The sequence below is a fragment of the Rhizobium sp. R86522 genome (genome assembly GCF_042466255.1).
In the GTDB taxonomy this organism is placed as follows: Bacteria; Pseudomonadota; Alphaproteobacteria; order Rhizobiales; family Rhizobiaceae; genus Allorhizobium.
In genome coordinates, this window is record NZ_JAXHBX010000001.1 from 1301057 (window position 1) to 1320564 (window position 19508).

The 19508-nt window shown below is 60.7% G+C and carries 16 protein-coding genes; 9 read left to right on the forward strand and 7 right to left on the reverse strand.

All coding sequences use genetic code 11. The annotated features are described in order from the left end of the window. The first annotated feature begins 42 nt into the window (after nt 1–42). Nucleotides 43–969 carry an alpha/beta hydrolase gene (locus tag SJY08_RS06195; protein WP_377275027.1) on the forward strand — a complete coding sequence of 309 codons (927 nt, stop codon included), beginning with the start codon at nt 43–45 and terminating at the stop codon, nt 967–969. Between the two features lie 67 nt (nt 970–1036). Next, a complete protein-coding gene (locus SJY08_RS06200; protein ID WP_377275028.1) occupies nt 1037–1645 on the forward strand; it encodes a pyridoxamine 5'-phosphate oxidase family protein in 609 nt (202 codons plus the stop codon). Nucleotides 1646–1658: 13 nt separating this feature from the next. On the opposite strand, the gene SJY08_RS06205 is transcribed toward SJY08_RS06200, so the two are convergent. Next, entirely contained in the window at nt 1659–2723 is a 1065-nt protein-coding gene (locus SJY08_RS06205) for a GGDEF domain-containing protein (RefSeq protein WP_054151036.1), read from the reverse strand. Between the two features lie 217 nt (nt 2724–2940). Then, nucleotides 2941–4548 carry a fumarate hydratase gene (locus SJY08_RS06210; RefSeq protein ID WP_377275029.1) on the reverse strand — a complete coding sequence of 536 codons (1608 nt, stop codon included), beginning with the start codon at nt 4546–4548 and terminating at the stop codon, nt 2941–2943. Between the two features lie 167 nt (nt 4549–4715). Between SJY08_RS06210 and SJY08_RS06215 the strand changes: the two genes are divergently transcribed. Next, entirely contained in the window at nt 4716–5588 is an 873-nt protein-coding gene (locus SJY08_RS06215; RefSeq protein WP_377275030.1) for a GGDEF domain-containing protein, read from the forward strand. A gap of 47 nt (nt 5589–5635) precedes the next feature. Here SJY08_RS06215 and fumC read toward each other — a convergent pair whose 3' ends face one another. Further along, entirely contained in the window at nt 5636–7024 is a 1389-nt protein-coding gene (fumC, locus tag SJY08_RS06220) for a class II fumarate hydratase (RefSeq protein WP_054151033.1), read from the reverse strand. Nucleotides 7025–7472: 448 nt separating this feature from the next. Between fumC and SJY08_RS06225 the strand changes: the two genes are divergently transcribed. Next, entirely contained in the window at nt 7473–9344 is a 1872-nt protein-coding gene (locus tag SJY08_RS06225) for a murein L,D-transpeptidase (RefSeq protein ID WP_377275031.1), read from the forward strand. Nucleotides 9345–9412: 68 nt separating this feature from the next. Here SJY08_RS06225 and SJY08_RS06230 read toward each other — a convergent pair whose 3' ends face one another. Next, nucleotides 9413–10084: an HAD family hydrolase gene (locus SJY08_RS06230; protein WP_377275033.1), complete on the reverse strand. Its 672-nt coding sequence runs from the start codon at nt 10082–10084 to the stop codon at nt 9413–9415. 146 nt (nt 10085–10230) lie between these two features. On the opposite strand from SJY08_RS06230, the gene rpiA reads away from it, so the two are divergent. From rpiA to gor, 3 genes are all read left to right on the forward strand, one after another. Further along, nucleotides 10231–10932 carry a ribose-5-phosphate isomerase RpiA gene (gene rpiA / locus SJY08_RS06235; protein ID WP_054151030.1) on the forward strand — a complete coding sequence of 234 codons (702 nt, stop codon included), beginning with the start codon at nt 10231–10233 and terminating at the stop codon, nt 10930–10932. A gap of 17 nt (nt 10933–10949) precedes the next feature. Further along, complete coding sequence (locus tag SJY08_RS06240; protein ID WP_054151029.1) at nt 10950–11489, forward strand: DUF2059 domain-containing protein; 540 nt, start codon at nt 10950–10952, stop codon at nt 11487–11489. 115 nt (nt 11490–11604) lie between these two features. Continuing rightward, a complete protein-coding gene (gor, locus tag SJY08_RS06245; protein WP_377275035.1) occupies nt 11605–12993 on the forward strand; it encodes a glutathione-disulfide reductase in 1389 nt (462 codons plus the stop codon). 444 nt (nt 12994–13437) lie between these two features. On the opposite strand, the gene SJY08_RS06250 is transcribed toward gor, so the two are convergent. Then, on the reverse strand, nt 13438–14295 hold the full coding sequence (locus SJY08_RS06250; RefSeq protein ID WP_377275036.1) for an alpha/beta fold hydrolase: 858 nt from the start codon (nt 14293–14295) through the stop codon (nt 13438–13440). Nucleotides 14296–14536: 241 nt separating this feature from the next. Here SJY08_RS06250 and SJY08_RS06255 point away from each other — a divergent pair, with 241 nt between their 5' ends. Both SJY08_RS06255 and SJY08_RS06260 read left to right on the forward strand, forming a co-directional pair. Then, nucleotides 14537–15913, forward strand: a complete 1377-nt coding sequence (locus SJY08_RS06255) for a class II 3-deoxy-7-phosphoheptulonate synthase (protein ID WP_054151026.1) — start codon at nt 14537–14539, stop codon at nt 15911–15913. An 82-nt stretch (nt 15914–15995) separates the two neighbouring features. Further along, nucleotides 15996–16391, forward strand: coding sequence for a GFA family protein (locus SJY08_RS06260; RefSeq protein WP_377275037.1), 396 nt, complete (start codon nt 15996–15998; stop codon nt 16389–16391). Between the two features lie 6 nt (nt 16392–16397). Here SJY08_RS06260 and SJY08_RS06265 read toward each other — a convergent pair whose 3' ends face one another. Beyond that, the gene (locus tag SJY08_RS06265) at nt 16398–17294 is read right to left on the reverse strand and encodes a hypothetical protein (RefSeq protein ID WP_377275038.1); all 897 of its coding nucleotides are present in this window, start codon (nt 17292–17294) and stop codon (nt 16398–16400) included. 203 nt (nt 17295–17497) lie between these two features. Then, complete coding sequence (locus SJY08_RS06270; RefSeq protein WP_377275039.1) at nt 17498–19459, reverse strand: LTA synthase family protein; 1962 nt, start codon at nt 19457–19459, stop codon at nt 17498–17500. Nucleotides 19460–19508: the final 49 nt, after the last annotated feature.

Below are 19508 nucleotides of genomic sequence, written 5' to 3' on the forward strand. Positions count from 1 at the left end.
ACTTTATTGTTCAACATTGAACATTATGATGGGATTCCGACTATGCCATCCTTTCCTCTCAAGGTCACCCGCCTGGCTTTCGCGCAGCTGGAGAAGGTCTCGCCGACCGTTGCCGGCCGGATTGCCTTCGAGCTTTTCTGTCGAACCCCGAGCCGCCGCCCGAAAGGCGACAAGGCACGGCAGGTCTTCATCGCCGGACGCAGTCGGCTGCGTCAGGCCTCGACCGTTCGTCTGGCACTGACGCGCGGCATGGCCGCCGCCCACCATCTCAGCTCGCAATCGGGGAGCGGTTCTGCCCCAAGGTTTCTTGTGGTCCACGGCTGGGGCTCGCGTGCTGAGTATCTCTCCGAAATGGCGCTCGGATTGCGTGAAACGGGTGCCGAAGTGGTGGTCCTTGATCTGCCTGGGCACGGTGCGTCGAGCGGCCGCCGGCTCGACCTCAAGATTGCGGCCGAAGCCATCGTTGCCGCCGAGCGCCATTTCGGGCGGTTCGATGGCGTCGTCGGCCACTCTTTCGGTGGTGCCGCCGTCATGATGGCGGCAGGGCGCGTGTTTCCGGAACTGCAGCCGCTAAATGCGCCCAGGATCGCGCTGATCGGTTCACCTTCCAGCATGGGCGAGGTGTTCAACGGTTTTGCTGCCATGGTGGGGCTTGGGCGTGGCAGCGTCGGCGCCATGCGCAATCGGGCCATGGATCTTGTCGGCGCGCAGGTCGAAGATCTTGATGGTGTCGCGGTCGCACGACGCATCGATCGGCCGCTGCTTGTGGTGCATGCCGAAGACGACAAAGAGGTCAATGTCGGCCATGCGCAGCGCTATATCGGCGTGTCGCCGCATATCCGCCATCTCTGGGCCAATGGCCATGGACATCGAAGGATCGTCAGCGCGCCGGAGGTCATCGCCGCGGTTGCCTCCTTCCTCGCCGGCGCGGAGGGCATGTCGAGGGCCGGGGACCGCAAGGTGTCATAGAGCCGTCATTGCTCTTGCCTAACCCGAGGCTGCCGCTAGGCTCGGCGGTCGGAGTGAGGAGTTCGGCATGACAGTGATAACGACGGTCGAGGACTTGAAAGCGATCTATGGCGAGGCAGGCGAGGCCTCGACCGCCAAGGTGACGGCCTCTTTGACCCCGACTTACAGGACGATGATCGAGCGCTCGCCCTTCGTGGCGCTCGCGACCGTCGGGCCGGAGGGCCTCGATTGCTCGCCCCGCGGCGATCGCGGCGCTGTGGTGCGGATAGAAGACGACCGGACGCTCGCGCTTCCGGACTGGCGCGGCAATAATCGCGTGGATTCGCTTTTGAACATCGTGCGGGACCCTCGCATTGCACTGATGTTTCTCATTCCGGGCTCGGACAGTGTCATGCGGATCAACGGCCGGGCTGTGGTTTCGGTCGCGCCCGAACTTCTGGAAAGCTTCGAGATGGATGGACGCCATCCGCGAAGCATCGTCGTGGTGACGATCGAGGAGGCATACTTCCAGTGTGCGCGGGCCGTCATGCGGGCGGAGCTGTGGAATGCCGAGAGACAGGTCGCGGCGAACGACCTGCCGACGCCTGGTGACATGCTGAAGGCTGCAAAGCAGGACTTCGATCGCGATACCTATGATCGCGAATGGCCTGAGCGGGCTGCCAAGACTATGTGGTGATCACCGGTAGGGATCACCGTTTGTAGATCAGCCAGCTCTTGGTGAAGTCCTTCTTCATCCCGTCTTCATAGGGCTTCGTCCGGTTCCTGCCGGCATTCTTGGCGCAGTAGAGGGCGATGTCGGACTTCGCGTAAAGTTCGCCGGCATCTTCAGCATCGGCGGCCATGGCGAACCCGAGCGATATGGTGATCGGGCCGTAGTTGACGCCGGTCTTGGAGTTCTTGAACGGCGTCGTTTCAAGCGCAATGCGGACACGTTCGCAGGTCTGGAAGATTTCCTCTGCGGTGTTGCCCTCGATGATGATCGCGAACTCTTCGCCACCTGTGCGGGCGACGAAGCAGTCCTTGCGGACATTGCTGCGGATCACGGTGGCAACTGTTGCGAGGATCTTGTCGCCGACCGGATGGCCGTACGCGTCGTTGACCTTCTTGAAGTTATCGATGTCGGCGAGCACGAGAGCCGCCAGCGGTCTGGCATCGCTCGTGTAGACGGCGGCGAGCTTTTCGTCGAAGGCGCGACGATTGGCAATGCGCGTCAGGGAATCGGTGTTGGCAATTCGCTTGTATTCGTCGAGTTCGCGACGGACTTCGTCCATCTCCTTCGACCGTTCGGACATCTGCACGACGGTTTGTTCGCCATGCGCCATGGTCGAGCCTGTGGCTTCCGTCAGGATGTTGATGGCGCTGCGCAGGATGTCGGTACTGTTCGTGCTCTTCGAGTTGATCCGGTGATAGGTTTCGCCGAGGAGCCGGTTGTAGCTTTGCAGTGATGTCTGTTCCTGCTGCAGCAGGCGCAACAGTCCATCCAGCTCGCCGATCAGCTTCGAATGGGCGTTCTCGATGGCGCGGCCCTGATGGTTGCCGAAATACTGCTCTCCGAGCGCGTCGAGCTCGTCCTGCGTGGCACGGCTACCAAGTGCTGCCAGCTCGCGGGTGAGAGACGGATTGGAGCCGATATAGGCTTCATAGAACAGTTCATAATTGCGCGGGATCGGGGCGACCCCCATCGAGCGCATTGCGTATGTGATCTGTGCCGCAACGTCAGGTACCTGCGTCTTTGGCGGTGTTGCCGTGCTCATTCGGCCAACTCCAATTGTGGTCACTCGAGACATTCAAGGGTCCAAAGATTTAATTAGCGGCAAATGATTTGAAAATGTTTAATCTTCTCGCCATGAGAAGTGACGGGCGCGAAATGAGCGCTTAGCGCCCACTTTCACAACATCTTGTAAAACAAGCGGTAATTTACCGTTGCGGAGGTTTCCCTCCGCAACGTGCGAGCATTGTTTTCGACGAATTTCAGCCGAGATTGAATTCCTGGAAGAAATCGTTGCCCTTGTCGTCGGTGACGATGAAGGCCGGAAAGTCTTCGACTTCGATCTTCCAGACGGCCTCCATGCCGAGTTCAGGATACTCCAGAACCTCGACCTTCTTGATGCAGTCCTGGGCGAGACGGGCGGCCGGGCCGCCGATCGATCCCAGGTAGAAGCCGCCATGGGTCTTGCAGGCCTCGCGCACGGCGCGCGAGCGGTTGCCCTTGGCCAGCATTACCATCGAGCCGCCGAAAGACTGGAACTGGTCGACATAACTGTCCATGCGGCCGGCGGTGGTCGGTCCGAAGGAGCCTGAGGCATAACCCGTTGGTGTCTTGGCCGGACCGGCGTAGTAGACCGGATGGTTCTTCATGTAATCCGGCATGCCTTCGCCCTTTTCCAGGCGGTCGCGGATCTTCGAATGGGCGAGGTCACGGGCGACGATGATCGTGCCGGTCAGCGACAGGCGGGTCTTGACCGGATGTTTGGTGAGCTCGGCCAGAATGCCGCTCATCGGCTGGTTGAGGTCGATCTTGACGACGGAGGAGGAGAGCGCGGTGTCGTCGATATCTGGCATGTATTTCGACGGATCGGTCTCAAGCTGCTCGATGTAGATACCGTCGCGGGTGATCTTGCCCTTGGCCTGACGGTCGGCGGAACAGCTGACACCGAGGCCGATCGGCAGCGACGCGCCGTGGCGGGGCAGGCGTATGACCCGCACGTCATGACAGAAATACTTGCCGCCGAACTGAGCGCCCACGCCCAGAGACTGGGTGAGCTTGTGGATTTCCTTTTCCATCTCCAGATCGCGGAAGGCGTGGCCGCTCTCCGAGCCTTCGGTCGGCAGGTCGTCGAGATAGCGCGCCGAGGCGAGTTTGACGGTCTTTAGCGTCATCTCGGCGGAGAGGCCGCCGATGACGATCGCCAGATGGTAGGGGGGACAGGCTGCCGTACCCAGCGTCAGGATCTTCTCCTTGAGGAAGTCGATCATCCGGTCATGGGTCAGAAGCGACGGCGTTCCCTGATACAGGAAGGTCTTGTTGGCCGAACCGCCGCCCTTCGCCATGAACAGGAACTTGTAGGCATCCTCACCCTCTTGATAGAGGTCGATCTGGGCCGGCAGGTTGGTCTTGGTGTTCTTTTCCTCGAACATCTTGATCGGTGCGAGCTGCGAATAACGCAGGTTGCGGCGCTCATAGGCGTCGCGCACGCCTTCGGCCAGTGCGGCATAGTCCTGGCCATCGGTCCAGACGCGGCGGCCCTTCTTGCCCATGACGATCGCGGTCCCTGTGTCCTGGCACATGGGCAGGATACCGCCAGCGGCGATATTGGCATTCTTCAGGAGGTCAAAGGCGACGAAGCGGTCGTTGTCAGTCGCCTCAGGATCTTCGAGGATGGAGGCGAGCTGCTTCAGGTGGCCGGGGCGTAGGAGGTGGTTGATATCCGAGAGTGCGGTTTCGGCGAGCAGGCGCAAGCCCTCGGGCTCGACCGTCAGGATATCCTGACCCTTGAAGGTTTCGACAGAGACGTAGTCGGACGTGATCTTGCGGTAGGGGGTCGTGTCTTCGCCAATTGGGAACAGATCGTCTGCCATCACGGGGCCTTTCGTGGCATCAGCTTGGAGTTTGCGGTGGTTTAAGCGTTAGCCCTTAAGATTTCAATGCGCCGAAAGCCGAAGGCTCAAGCGTTGACAGGGCGGCCGCGTATCTGAAAAACCCCGGCCCGGACACGCGTTGCGTGCGTTGGATTCGGAGGTGCATCATGGGCTTGAATGTAACGCAGGGAACGAGCTGGCGACGATCGATCGTCGTCAAGATTTTTCTGGTCTGCTTCGTCTGCATCCATATCCCGTTGATCGCCTTGCTGCTCAACTTCGGCACTGGCGCCAGTTCGAACGCGCTGTCCGTCGGCCTTGTCGTTCTGGTGGCAACGCTGATCGGTACGATTGCCTGCCTCGCAACGATGTGGTGGCTGACGCTACCGCTGCGAAACCTCGCGAGCGCAATCAGCCAATACCGCGCCGGCGGCACCTTCACCGAGGAAAAGCTGAGCAAACACGGCGAAGACGAGATTTCGGTGGTCACGCGGGCTGTCTGCGGCATGGTCGGGGAGATTTCGGCACTTGCGGAACGGGTGAACGGACAGCCGGCACTTGATCCGCTGACCGGTCTCTTGAACGCCAGCGCCGCTTACGCGGTGCCACTGCCGCACCTTCCCGGTCAAGTCGACGGTGGCATCGACATCATCGTCGTCGTCTTCGAACTGGAGACGATCGAGGCGGTGAGTGCCAGGCATGGACGCGAGGTGGCCGATCTTTCGCTCGTGGCCGTCGGCGATCTGGTGCGCCATCATTTTGCGCCTCGACAGATTGCTGCACGCATGTCGGGAACGACCTTCATGCTGCTTTTTGCCGATGACGCGCCCGCCGTGGTCCATGCCTGCTGCGAGGCCATTCGGAGAAGCGTCGAGCAACTTGAAGTCGGCCTGCTTTCTCCGGGCAGCCTCAAGCTGACCTTTGGCCTTGCTCCACGCCGGGGTGATGAAGCAATGGCCGACCTCCTGCACAGAGCGGACATGGCGCTTTTCAGAGCCAAGGATACGCTTCGCACCGGACTGGAGACATTGAAGCCCTGAGGCGAGGGGCTCGTACCCCTCGCGTCTTGCGGACCTGATGACAGGTGTCACTGCGGTCCGATCATCAGCTCCGGCCGCACATATTGGTCGAATTCCTCGTTGGTGAGATAGCCGCCGCCGACGGCTTCCTCGCGCAGAGTGGTGCCGTTCTTGTGGGCGGTCTTGGCGATCTTGGCGCAGAGGTCGTAACCGAGCTTGCCGTTGAGCGCCGTCACCAGCATCAGCGAATTCTCGACGCCCTTGCGGATGTTGTCTTCGCGGGCCTCGATGCCTACGACGCAATTGTCGGTGAAGGAGACGGCGGCGTCACCGAGCAGCTGGACCGACTGCAGGAAGTTGTAGGCCATCATCGGATTGTAGACGTTGAGCTCGAAATGGCCCTGGCTGCCGGCGAAGGTGATGGCCGTCTGGTTGCCGAAGATGTGGGCGCAGACCTGGGTGAGGGCCTCCGACTGGGTCGGATTGACCTTGCCCGGCATGATCGACGAGCCGGGCTCGTTTTCCGGCAGCGCCAGTTCGCCGAGACCGGCGCGGGGACCCGAGCCGAGGAAGCGGATGTCGTTGGCTATCTTGAAGAGAGCTGCGGCGGCTGCATTGATCGCGCCATGGGCAAAGACCATGGCGTCATGGGCGGCCAGCGCTTCGAACTTGTTCGGCGCGGTGATGAAGGGCAGGCCGGTGATCTTGGAGATTTCGTCCGCCACCTTCTCGGCAAAGCCGATCGGGGCGTTCAGGCCCGTGCCAACGGCCGTGCCGCCCTGGGCGAGTTCGTAGAGGCCGGGCAGGGTGATTTCGATGCGCTTGATCGATGAGGCGACCTGAGCGGCATAACCGCCAAATTCCTGACCAAGTGTCAGAGGCGTCGCATCCTGCGTGTGCGTACGGCCGATCTTGATGATGTGCGCAAAGGCTTTCGCCTTGGCATCCAGCGCGGCGTGAAGGTGCTTGAGCGCCGGCAGCAGATGATGGACGACATGTTCTGCCGCCGCGATATGCATGGCCGTCGGATAGGTGTCGTTCGACGATTGGCTCATGTTGACATGATCGTTGGGGTGAACAGGCTTTTTCGAGCCCATCTCGCCACCCAGCATCTCGATGGCGCGGTTCGAGATCACCTCATTGGCATTCATGTTCGATTGCGTGCCGGAGCCCGTCTGCCAGACCACCAGGGGAAAGTGATCGTTGAGCTTCCCGTCGATCACCTCCTGGGCCGCCGTGACAATCGCATCGCCGAGAGCCGGATCGAGCTTGCCGAGCGCCATATTGGCGCGTGCGGCCGCCTGCTTGACGATCCCCAGCGCTCGCACGATCGGCAGCGGCTGCTTCTCCCAGCCGATCTTGAAATTGCCGAGCGACCGCTCAGCCTGTGCGCCCCAATAGCGGTCGGAGGCGACCTCGATCGGGCCGAAAGTGTCGGTTTCTGTGCGATGGGCCATGGGTTTTCCTGCCTGTGAGATGGTGGGTCTGGCTGGTAACGGAGCGGTGCTTTGCATTTAGGGAGCGACGCATGTGATGCAAGCCGATGAACATAAGTAGACAAATCATGTCAAGTAATCTGTGGTGCCGCTCACGCATGCCTGATGTCGGGCGGCTGTGTCCTTTCCGGCACGTCTCACGACTATTTGTCCGCGGCTTGAAAGGGTTCGTCCGTCGTCTCTGTGCAGGATTTGTTAACGTCAATCAAAATTTAACGAATATTTCCATTTAGTTTGCGCTGAGGCGATGGCGGAAATCGCCGGTCGGGTCACGCAAAGTTGAGGCCGACGGGTGAACCCGCATGACATTGTCCAACTTTTCAATGAAATGCCGATCCGCTAGTGATCCGCGCATGGCCAAACGCGCCGCGAGTCCTTTTGCGACTCGGACCGGGAGATGGAACAGAGAATGACGAGAAACAGGAAATTCGCAGTCACCGCACTTCTTGCTGCGACGACTGCGGTCGGAACTCTTCCGGGCGATGCTGCCGCCACCACGCTTCTCGATCTTCTCCGGGGTGGGCCCGGACGCCAGGCAAAGGAGCAGGCAGCTCCCGCCTCGCTGGAGAGCCAGGCCCAGGGCGGCCTCGAAATGGGCGATCCCGAGCCGCTGCCGAAAATCGCCGGCCCGCGTTACTATACCTACAAGCCCGAGGCGCAGCGCGCGATCAAAATCAAGCTGCCGGTGACGGAAGCCGCAGCCGGATCGACTGAAGCACCTTCCGCAGAAGTGCTTGGCGCCCGCCGTTTTCTGTCCGATGTCTCCGTCCGCGCTACGGATGAAGTCGCCAAGACCGTTGAGGCGTACTACGGCAACCCCAACAAGCCGCTGATCTGGACCAGTGAAGACGGTATTTCCGAGCGCGGTCGCGCCATGATGTCGGCGCTCGCAAGCGCCGACACGGTCGGTCTGTCGCCGGACGATTACCTTGTGGCGATGCCGGCCGAGACCGCCGACCCGACGGATCCCGAAAAACGCCAGCGCGAACTGATGGCCTTCGAGGTTGCTCTGTCCGCCAAGGTTCTCACCTACGTCCAGGACACCACGCGCGGCCGGATCGATCCGAACAAGATATCCGGCTACTACGATTTCAAGCGCAAGGGCGTGAACGTTGCGCCCGTGCTCGACATGCTGCGCATGAGCCCTGACGTCGCGGCCTATCTGCGCAACCGCGATCCGAAGAGCCCGCAATTCGTGGCACTGCGCGATGAACTCGCGCGACTGAAGGCTGAGGATGCTAAGGCCGATACGCAAACCGTCACCATTGCGCCCGGCACGCTTCTGAAGCCCGGCCAGAGCAAGCCCGAAACGGCGCAGGTCATCGGCGCCCTGAAGCAAGTCGCGTCGGACGCGGTTCTCACGCAGCATGCTGCGACGCTGACAGCCTATACCGGGACGCCGGAATACACCCCCGAACTCGTTGCCCTGGTCGAGCAATTCCAGGAAGAGAAGGGCTTGAAGCCGGATGGTGTCGTTGGTCCTGCGACGATCCGGGCAATGACCGGTCACACCAATGCCGAGAAGATCGCCAAGCTGCAGGTCGCCATGGAGGCGATCCGTTGGCTGCCGGCCGATCTCGGTTCGCGTCACGTCTTCATCAACGCACCGGCCTTCGAGGCGACCTATGTCAACGAGGGCAAGGAGCAGCTGTCGATGCGGGTGGTTGTCGGTTCGAAGGCGAACCAGACCTATTTCTTCCAGGATCAGATCCAGACCGTCGAGTTCAATCCCTATTGGGGCGTGCCGAAGTCGATCATTGTCAACGAGATGCTGCCGAAGCTCCGGGCCGATCCGTCCTATCTCGATCGTCTCGGCTATGAGGTTTCCTATGGTGGCCGTAAAGTGGCCTCAAGCCAGGTCGACTGGAACGCCACCCATGCGGTCGATGTGCGCCAGCCGCCTGGTGGTGACAATGCGCTGGGCGAACTCAAGATCCTGTTCCCTAACGAACACGCCATCTACATGCACGACACCCCATCGAAGAGCTACTTCAACAGGGACATGCGCGCGCTGAGCCATGGTTGCGTGCGTCTCTCCGAGCCGCGAGTGATGGCGGCAGCCGTCATGGGCACGACCGTCGAGGAGATTGGCAAGCAGATCGCATCGGGACAGAACCGTGCCGTGCAGGTGCCGGAGAAGATCCCGGTCTACGTCTCCTACTTCACGGCCTGGCCGAACAAGGATGGCGTGATCGAGTACTTCGATGACGTCTATAGCCGCGACGACTTTACGGCCAAGGCGTTCAAGGCGACGACCGACGCGCGTGCGCCGCGCGTCTGAGTTTGCGATCGGATTTGAGGCATGACGGATGGCGGACCCTCGGTCCGCCATTTTGCTTTTTGGCTGTGTCAGCCAACCAGCTGTTCGACGAGTTCGACCGTCAGTTCGTCGAAATGGCTGATGATGCGCGAGGCGCCGAGCTCTTTCACCGGTACGTCCGAATAGCCGAAGGGCACCGCAATCGAGGGGATGTTGCCATTGCGGGCGGCCATGATGTCGTTGATGCTGTCACCGATCATGAGGACCTTGCCTGCCTGACCGCCAGCACGCTCGACCGTCGCAAGAATATGTGCCGGATCCGGCTTGCGAAAGGCGAAGGTGTCGCCGCCGGTGATCGTGGCGAAATAGGCTGTTAGTTCCAGACGCTCGAGGAGCGGGAGCGCCAGTCGCTCCATCTTGTTGGTGCAGACAGCGAGAATATAGCCAGCAGCCTTCATTCGCTCGAGTGCCTCGATCAGCCCGGGATAGGGGCGGCTCTTGCCCGGCATGCCGACTTCATAGTGGGTGATGAAGCGGTCGAGCAGGGCAGGGATCTCATCTTCTGCAATCGGTGCGCCGCGCAGGGAAAAAGCGCGCTGGATCATCACGCGCGCGCCCTGGCCGACCAGATGCGTCAGGTCCTCGTAGCTCACGGGTGCGAGATCGCGGGCCGCGATCGTGTGGTTCAGGCTTTCGACGAGATCGGGTGCGGTGTCGATCAGGGTACCGTCGAGGTCGAAAACGATGGTCGTGGTGGTCAAGCCGGCTCTCCCGAGACAATTCCAATGTGCTGGCGGGTTATGGGAAATCCTCTGAAAAGGCAATGTCGCATGGCGATGCAGGGCTTTCACTCGATCGAGGAGGCGTGTAAACAGCTTCCAACGAAACGGACGGGAGCTTTCGGCGCATGGACGCCCGCGAAATGAAGATCAAGGCCGCAGCCGCGGCGCTGGAGCATGTTGAAGACGGCATGCGTCTTGGGATCGGAACCGGTTCTACGGCCGAAGAATTCGTCCGGCTGCTGGCCGAGAAGGTTGCCGGTGGGTTGAAGGTTCAGGGTGTGCCGACGTCCGAGCGTACGGCGCGTCTCTGCCTCGAACTCGGCGTTCCGCTGAAGTCGCTCGATGAATTGCCCGAGCTCGATCTGACCATCGATGGCGCTGATGAAATCGATCCGCAGTTCCGTCTGATCAAGGGTGGTGGCGGTGCGCTGCTGCGTGAAAAGATCGTCGCTGCGGCCTCGACACGGATGATCGTGATTGCCGACGAAACAAAGCTTGTCGAGACGCTTGGGGCATTCCCGCTGCCGATCGAGATCAACCCGTTCGGCCAGGCATCGACCGTCTTGGCCATCGAACGTCTGGCATCCGAATTAGGCCTGTCCGGACCGATGAAGCTCAGGACCCGGTCGGATGAAAGCCTGTACATGACGGATGGCGGTCACCTCATTCTGGACGCATCTTTTGGCCGCATTCCTGATGCAGACGCACTGGCAAGCCGGCTCAATCAAATCCCCGGCGTGGTGGAACACGGCCTTTTCATAAACTTGGCATCGCTTGCAATCATCGCCGGACCGGCAGGTGCGCGAGTGCTGGAGCCGAAGAACTAACAGGAGCATAGAATTTCATGATCAGCTTTACGCGTATGGGCCGCTTCGCCTCGATCGCCGTGATTGCCGGTAGCGTCATGCTGGGTGCGGTCTCCGCCAAGGCCCAGGATGTGCCGGCAGAGCATCTGCAGGCTGCACGCGAGGCGATCAGCGCACTCGGCGTGACCGATCGCTTCGATGCCATCCTGCCGAACATCGTCGACCGGCTGACCGCCCAGCTCATCCAGGCCTATCCGAATCTGCAGGACGTCATCTCGGCGAAGGTCGAAGAGGAAGCCCTCAAGCTCGCCGCGCGCCGTGCCGATCTGGAGCGTGAAGCAGCTGTCGTTTACGCGAATGCCTTCACCGCTGCGGAACTGAACGAGATCTCCGCCTTCTACGGCAGCGAAACGGGCAAGAAGCTTCTCAAGGATGGTCCGATCGCCACCCGCGAATTGCTGAAGGCCGCGGATATCTGGACTGCCGGTATTGCACGCGATCTGGAACAGCAGGCGAATGATTCGCTGCTTGCCGAGGTCCAGGCAGAACAGCCTGCCGCTGAAGCGGCGCAGCCGTAAGTCGACCAGCGTTGATTTTTAAGCCCGGGCGAAAACCCGGGCTTTTCTTTTTGTGCTGCCGTCTCCTATATCAGGCGCAGTTGCAGCAAGAGCCCGACCGGGCAGGAGATCCCCCATGAGCCAATTCGACTATGACCTCTTCGTCATCGGTGGCGGCTCCGGCGGGGTGCGCAGTGCGCGGGTCGCGGCATCCCTCGGCAAAAAGGTTGCGATCGCAGAAGAGTACCGGTTTGGCGGCACCTGCGTGATCCGGGGCTGCGTGCCGAAGAAGCTGTTCGTTTATGCGTCGCAATTCCACGAACATTTCGAAGATGCCGCTGGCTACGGCTGGACCGTCGGAGAAAGCCGTTTCGACTGGCCATCGCTGATTGCGGCCAAGGACAAGGAGATAGCGCGCCTCGAAGGCCTCTATCGCAAGGGGCTGGATAACGCCGGCGTCGAAATCCTGGAGACGCGCGCCGAATTGACCGGGCCGCATAGCGTTCGTCTGGTGAAGTCCGGCAAGGAGGTGACCGCCGAGCGCATCGTCGTGGCCGTTGGTGGTGCCGCCAATCCCCATGCCGCACTTCCTGGCCACGAATTCTGCATTTCCTCCAACGAGGCTTTCCATCTGGAGGCGCTGCCGCGATCGATCCTGATCGCCGGCGGCGGTTATATCGCGGTGGAGTTTGCGAACATCTTTCACGGGCTTGGTGTCGAGACGACGCTGATCTATCGCGGGGCGGAAATCCTCAGCCGCTTTGACCTGGACATGCGGCGCGGCTTGCACGAGGCGATGGAAGCCAAGGGTATTCGCATCATCTGCCATGACCACATCCAGAAGGTGTCGAAGTCAGCCGCCGGCAATCTGGAAGTCGAGACGATCAACAATGGTCGGCTTGTCGTGGAGCAGGTGATGCTGGCGCTCGGCCGCGATCCGAACACGACGGGCCTTGGGCTCGAAGCTGCGGGTGTGGAGACCAACGAGCGCGGTGCGATCGTGGTCGACAGATATTCCTGCACCAATGTGCCGAGCGTCTTTGCGCTCGGCGACGTCACGGATCGTGTCCAGTTGACCCCCGTCGCCATTCACGAAGCGATGTGTTTCATCGAGACGGAGTACAAGAACAATCCGACGTCGCCTGACCACGAACTGATTGCCACCGCCGTCTTCTCGCAGCCGGAAATCGGAACGGTTGGCCTCTCCGAAGAAGCTGCGGCGAAGAAGTTCGAGGAGATCGAGGTCTATCGAGCGCAGTTCCGCCCGATGAAGGCGACGCTGTCGGGGCGCGCCGAGAAGATGATCATGAAGCTGATCGTCAATGCGGCCGATCGCAAGGTTGTCGGCGCGCACATTCTTGGACACGACGCCGGCGAGATGGCGCAGCTTCTCGGCATCACGCTGAAGGCCGGCTGCACCAAGGATGACTTCGACCGGACCATGGCGGTTCATCCGACGGCAGCGGAAGAACTTGTAACCATGTACACGCCGAGCTACCGGATCAGGAACGGCGAACGGGTCTGATCCGTCGCCGCTCTCACGCTCAGCAGGCATTGCGGGCCTCGAAAAGGCCCGCCTTCGCCACTCAAAGTTTCGAGATGAGATCCAGGCCCAGAACGGGTGCCGACAGGGCGGCGAGGCTCAGGAGAGAGAGCAGGATGATCCGCAGTCTGCGGCTCTTTCGGGTTTGTATGCCAGTCCAATCATACGCCATCACACGATCCTCATGATCAACGCAGGAAGCCGAAACTTCCCGAACACCACGCTACGCCCCCGGGTGGCCGAGGTAGAGGTCGAGGCTTGCGTGAGGCTTGCCTCCGACCGGATCCATGAACGACTGCTTAACTCACAGTCCCTTCAGACATTACATGCTGGCATCAATGATTTGCTTTGCAAGGAAATGCTGATGCGGCGACGGGATTGCCCCTGTGAATCATGTGGGTAACGATGGTGCGGTGCAGCAGTTGCTCAACGTTTCAACCAGTCGATTGCCGGCTGCCACAATGTGTCTTTGAAGGCTGAACGGAAGAAACCAAGGTGTCCGACGCGGCCGCCAGCTTCCTCCGGCGAAATCCAGCGGATCTCCGTCGGAGCACGGTTGTAGTATTTGAGCAGCGCCTGCTGCGCTTTCGGTGTGCCCCATGGGTCGTCCGTCAGGCCGATCACGAGGATCGGGGTCTCGACTTCCGCAAAGCGGCGGGCGGCATCCATCGTCGGGTCGGCGAAGAAGTATTCGGGATGTCTGCCCCAGCGCGCCCATTCCCGGAAGATGGTGCCTGGCAGGGTCTGGCCAAGGCCGATCTGGCCTGGGACCCTGCCGAGCAGCGTTGCCAGGGGAACGCCGACGAGGTTCATCTGGCTGAAGACACGAAAGCGCGGCTTGGTGTTGCCCCAGTAGCCCGTCATTGTCGCCACCATCAGATAGCGGGAGAAGCGCTTCGAGCGCCCGCCAAGGGCAAGAACCTGTCCGCCGAAGGACTGGCCGATGCCGACGAGCGGGTGATCAGGTGCTTCCAGTTCAAGTCGATGCAGGGCGGCGGGCATGTCGAAATGAGCCCAGTCGCGCATCAGCAAAGGACGTTTCCAGTGGCGCGGAGCCTGTGAGCCGGCGACCCCGCGATAGTCGTAGGTCAGTGCGGCTCTGAAACCGTGATGGCTTACGAGGTGTTCGGCGAAGCGGGCGTAAAACCCGCGGGGTACGGCGGCGGCCGATGAGATGAGAGCCATCGGACCATTGCCGCTGCCGCGCATCAATGTGCCGTGCAGGGGGAAATGATCCGTGGTTTCGAACTGGATCTCGGATTTTTCCATCACGTGTTGCGTCATGCCGAACCTCCCGTTCCGGATGTCAACTCAGATCTTACGTTTACGTTCATGTCATATCAAGCGCAGGGCTAGGTTCGTTCGTAAGAGGCGACTTTTCCTCATGTGGACGATGTCCGCCCCCGGTGTCCCACCCTTCGAAAGTCCCTAAACTACGGCTTTGCAAGCGGAGATTAACCGTTTATAAGCCCCCATCCGATGCGGCCGGGAGGTTGCCGCAGTTAGTTTCAGACAGGTGAAGACCATGGCGCAGAATTGGACCCCGAGCAGCTGGAGACAGAAGCCCATCAAGCAGGTTCCGGCTTATCCGGACCTCGATGCATTGAAGGCTGCCGAGCAGCAGCTCTCGACCTATCCGCCGCTGGTCTTTGCGGGTGAAGCCCGTCGCCTGAAGAAGTCGCTTGCCCAGGTCGCCGAAGGCGAGGCATTCCTGCTGCAGGGCGGCGACTGCGCCGAGAGCTTCGCCGAGCATGGCGCCGACAATATCCGCGACTTCTTCCGCGCCTTCCTGCAGATGGCCGTAGTCCTGACCTTCGGTGCGCAGCTGCCGGTGGTCAAGGTCGGTCGTATCGCCGGCCAGTTTGCCAAGCCGCGCTCGTCCGACATGGAAAAGATTGGCGACGTGGAGCTTCCGAGCTACCGTGGTGACATCATCAACGGCATCGAGTTCACCGAGGACGCACGCATTCCGAGCCCGGAACGGCAGCTGATGGCCTATCGTCAGTCGGCCGCGACGCTCAACCTGCTGCGCGCTTTCGCCATGGGTGGCTATGCCAACCTCGAAAACGTCCATCAGTGGATGCTCGGCTTCATCAAGGACAGCCCGCAGGCCGAGCGTTACCGCAAGCTCGCCGATCGCATCTCTGAAACGATGGACTTCATGAAGGCCGTCGGCATCACCTCGGAAAACAATCCGAGCCTGCGCGAAACCGATTTCTTCACCAGCCACGAAGCGCTGCTTCTCGGCTACGAGGAAGCACTGACGCGCGTCGATTCCACCTCGGGCGACTGGTATGCCACATCCGGCCACATGATCTGGATCGGCGACCGTACCCGCCAGGCCGACCATGCGCATCTGGAATACTGCCGCGGCATCAAGAACCCGATCGGTTTGAAATGCGGCCCATCGCTGCAGGCGGACGATCTCTTGAACCTGATCGACATCCTGAACCCGCAGAACGAGGCCGGTCGCCTGACGCTGATCTGCCGTTTCGGTCACGACAAGGTTGCCGAGCACCTGCCGCGTCTTATCCGTGCTGTCGAGCGCGAAGGCCGCAAGGTCGTGTGGTCCTGCGATCCGATGCATGGCAACACGATCACGCTCAACAACTACAAGACCCGCCCGTTCGAGCGGATCCTGTCGGAAGTCGAAAGCTTCTTCCAGATCCACCGTGCGGAAGGCTCGCATCCGGGCGGCATCCATATCGAGATGACTGGCAAGGACGTGACCGAATGCACCGGCGGCGCGCGCGCGGTCACCGGCAATGATCTTGCCGACCGTTACCACACCCATTGCGACCCGCGCCTCAATGCCGACCAGGCGCTGGAGCTGGCATTCCTGCTCGCCGAGCGGATGAAGAGCGGCCGCGATGAAAAGCGCATGATGGTTGCGAACGGCTGAAGCATAGGTTCAGCTTTCCGAGTTTGACGACCGGGCGGGCTTCCACGAAGCTCGCCCGGTTCTCGTTTCGGAGGTGGATATCATGCAAGACAAGATGGGGCGCTGCCTGTGCGGCGCAGTGACCATTGCGGTTCGCGGAAAACTTGGTCCGGTCAGCTATTGTCACTGCTCGCAGTGCCGGAGACAGACCGGGCTCTACTACGCGACGACCGATGCCCTGATCACAGACGTCGAGATCACGGGGCGCGATAGCATAGGGACCTTTCGTGCAAGCGCCGACGCGGAGCGAGCCTTCTGCCGCGAATGCGGCTCGGCGCTCTACTGGAAGGGTGATGGAGAGGGCAGGATTTCGCTCTTGGCCGGCCTTTTCCCGAACCCGACGGAGTTCGAAGGCGGCTATCACATCTTCTGCGCTGACAAGGGCGACTTCTACGAGATCAATGACGGACTGCCGCAGTATGCCGCGAGCCGCGACTGAGCGTCGTCAGGCTGCGGCGGAGTCGGCGTCTGCTGTCTCGATCCCGAGTTCCGCCAGGGCTTTGTGGTAGGAGAGATCGACGGCGGCGAATTTGGCGGATTGCCAGGCGAAATAATCCTCGACGAAGCGGCTGCTGAGCATCAGATCACCTCGGCGTCGCGGCTGTTCCCACTGCAGCAGGTTCTCGGTCTCGGCCTTTTTGAACATGCGCTTCAGATTGGTGGTCGAAACCTGATAGGTCTCGCTGAGATCCGTGAGGCTGACCGGGCCGCAGGAATGGGCCTCGGCCGTGCGGTTCACGTCGTCCAGGCGAGAGATCAGATCGTGCAGTATGATGCCGCCGAGATCAGACCACAGGAAATGGCCGATCGTATCCGGCGGATCGCGCCAAATCGGATCGCCCACCATAAGCTCAGCGCCGATCGGCTGGGCGATCAGGAAAATCCGCTCTTCCGCATGCGATGTCATTTCCCGGTTTCCGCCATCGAGGCGGTCTAGGCAGGCGAGGTGCCCGTTGAACCAGCTTCTCAGGCCATTCAGGCTGAGTTCCGTCGGTTCGAGGACGCGCACGCGCTTGTCGGGCACTTCGGGAACATCCCGCAAGAACTTGTAGGCGACCAGCTCGGCGAGGTAGCCAGTTGCCGTGTTGCGGCTGGCTGCGCCAAGGCGCATGACCGTTTCGACGAAACGAGTGGCCGTCAAACCCGACAGCGGATCATCAGGCGTGCGCCGCAGTGCCAGCGCAAAGACCGACTGCGTCATCAGCCACTTGCGATGCGATGCCTTGAGACGCGACATGCGCGGTGTGCGCATGTGGATCGCAATCAGGTGCTGGGCAATCTGTTTTTCGATGGCCGGGTAAAGCTGATGTGCAAATATTTCGGCGCGCGTCAAAAACGGCATGGCAATGGCTCGTCTCTAAACTATGAGTGCCAACAAAGGGTCCGGCTACACACGCAATCCGGACACGACAGCATTCGCAATACTGTCAAGAACTCTGATTTGTCGAACAAAAAAAGTCTATGGCCGAAATCGGGGGGCTCTGCAATAGCAGTTCCCCGTCAAACTCTCTTTATGGATAATTGTGATCGCAAGTAACGGCCCGCTTAGCTGCTGGGCTGAAGTCTACCCGACTGTTCCGGGAAGAAACGATCCATACCGTAGCCTTCGCCGAACATCACGTCATGCTGAAGCAGGCGATAGTCGCGGATTAGCGGATCGATCCGGCCCGAAAGGGCCCAATCGGCCTGGGCCTTGTTGTTACGGCCAATCAGCTGATGGCGGTCGATGACGGCGTAACGTTCGGCCACACGACCGAGCATGCCGGTGTAATAGGGATGGCGGTAACCTGCCATACGCACGATGTAATAGGGCAGCTGCGACGGGCTCACGGAGCCGATATCCTTCTGGACGCCACGCTTCGACGACCAGACGACCAGCGGCGTCTCATGCTCGCGCTTCATCGTCTCGACCGACGCCTTGCGGGTCGCCACCACATTCGCCATGTAGCCGCTTTCTGTATAGACCTCGTTCAGCGGCGGCAGATGGTCGCCGAACAGCACAATGATCGTTTCGCGGCGCCGCTTCTTGGCCCAGTCCATCAGATCCTTGAGGCTCTGGTCGGCTTCCTTCACACCCTGCGTGTAGGTCTCCAGTGCGCTCACGTTGTGCTCGGACAGGGTGGGTGCGTCCACGCCGATCGTATTCTTTGCATAGCGGTTGCGCTCGTAAGGGCCGTGGCCCTGCAGCGTGACGGCAAAGAAGAAGAAGGGCTCGTCCGTGTTGTCGGCCTCCTTGATGATGTAGCTTGTCAGCGCGTCGTCGGACGCAAAGATGCCCCGCTTGTCCATGGCCGGCATCGTTTCTTCCGAATGGAACTGGCGGAAGCCGAGCGACTGGTAGACGTTGTTGCGGTTCCAGAACCAGCCCTGGAAGGGGTGGAAGGCCTTCGTCACATAGCCCTTGGATTCAAAGAAGGTCGCAAGCGAGGGGACCGGGCGGCGGATATACTGCTGATAGGGGATGCTGCCATAGGGCAGGAAAGCGTTCGAAAAGCCGGTCAAGGCCTCGAATTCGACATTGGCAGTCATACCGCCGAATTCCGGCGAGAAGACGTGGCCGGATTGGCTCTGACGGATGGTCGGCATCGGATCCGCCGAATAGCGGATGCTGCTCATGCGGGTCGGATCCCAGAGGGATTCGCTCATCACGACGATGACATCGGCCTGACGGCCGGAGAAGAAGGAAGCCGGCAGCAGATCGGTCTGCATGTCGGTGATCGCGACCTTGCTGTAGCCGTCGGGTGCTGCGACGTTGGCCATCGGTACATTGAAGGCGAAGGCGAGCAGGAAGCCGTTGTGGCGATAGTTTTCCTTCTGGTCCCACATCATCGGCACGATGTTCAGCCGATCCCGGACAGCGGAAAACGCCATCGGATCCATCAGCGACGCGAAGCCGGCGAGCAGCGGAATGGCAAGAGCAGCCCGAACTCCGCGGCATGTCAGGTTGAGGCGTGGGAAGACCTTCCGGCTCTTCCAGATCAGCGCGACAAAGGCCGCAACGGCAACAAAGCCGCCAATTGCGAGTGCGACTGCCTTCATCGGTTCTGCGGCGACCATAGCCGGCAGGAGCTGCAGGATCTGGCGACCAAAGAGAAGGTCGCTGGGAAAGAGCGGATCCGACAGGAAGAGCTGTTTCTGGCCGGAGAAAAAGGCCGGCAGGAGTGCCAGCGGGGCGACGAGAAGTGTCGACTGATAAGCCTTGCCAATGATGGCATCTGCAAAGGCGAGTATCAGGAATACGATGCCGACCGCCACCAGACCCGGACGGCTCAACTCCGTCATGTAGTCAACCACATCGACCATGGTGCCTCGCGCCAGGATCTCGCTCAGCAAGACAATGGCGACGGCGATCAGTGCGGTGTTGATCAGCTGGATTGCGAGCTGGACGATTGCGGAGCTGCCGTATTCGCGTTCGCGCACCGCGCCAAAGGCGCTGACAATTGTTGCGACTCGCGATTTCGGGCTCGTTTGGACCACGTCTAACTCCAGATCATGGGAGGGTGTCATCAAAGGTTCGCATAGGTGTCACATAAGCGTCATGAATGCTACATGAACC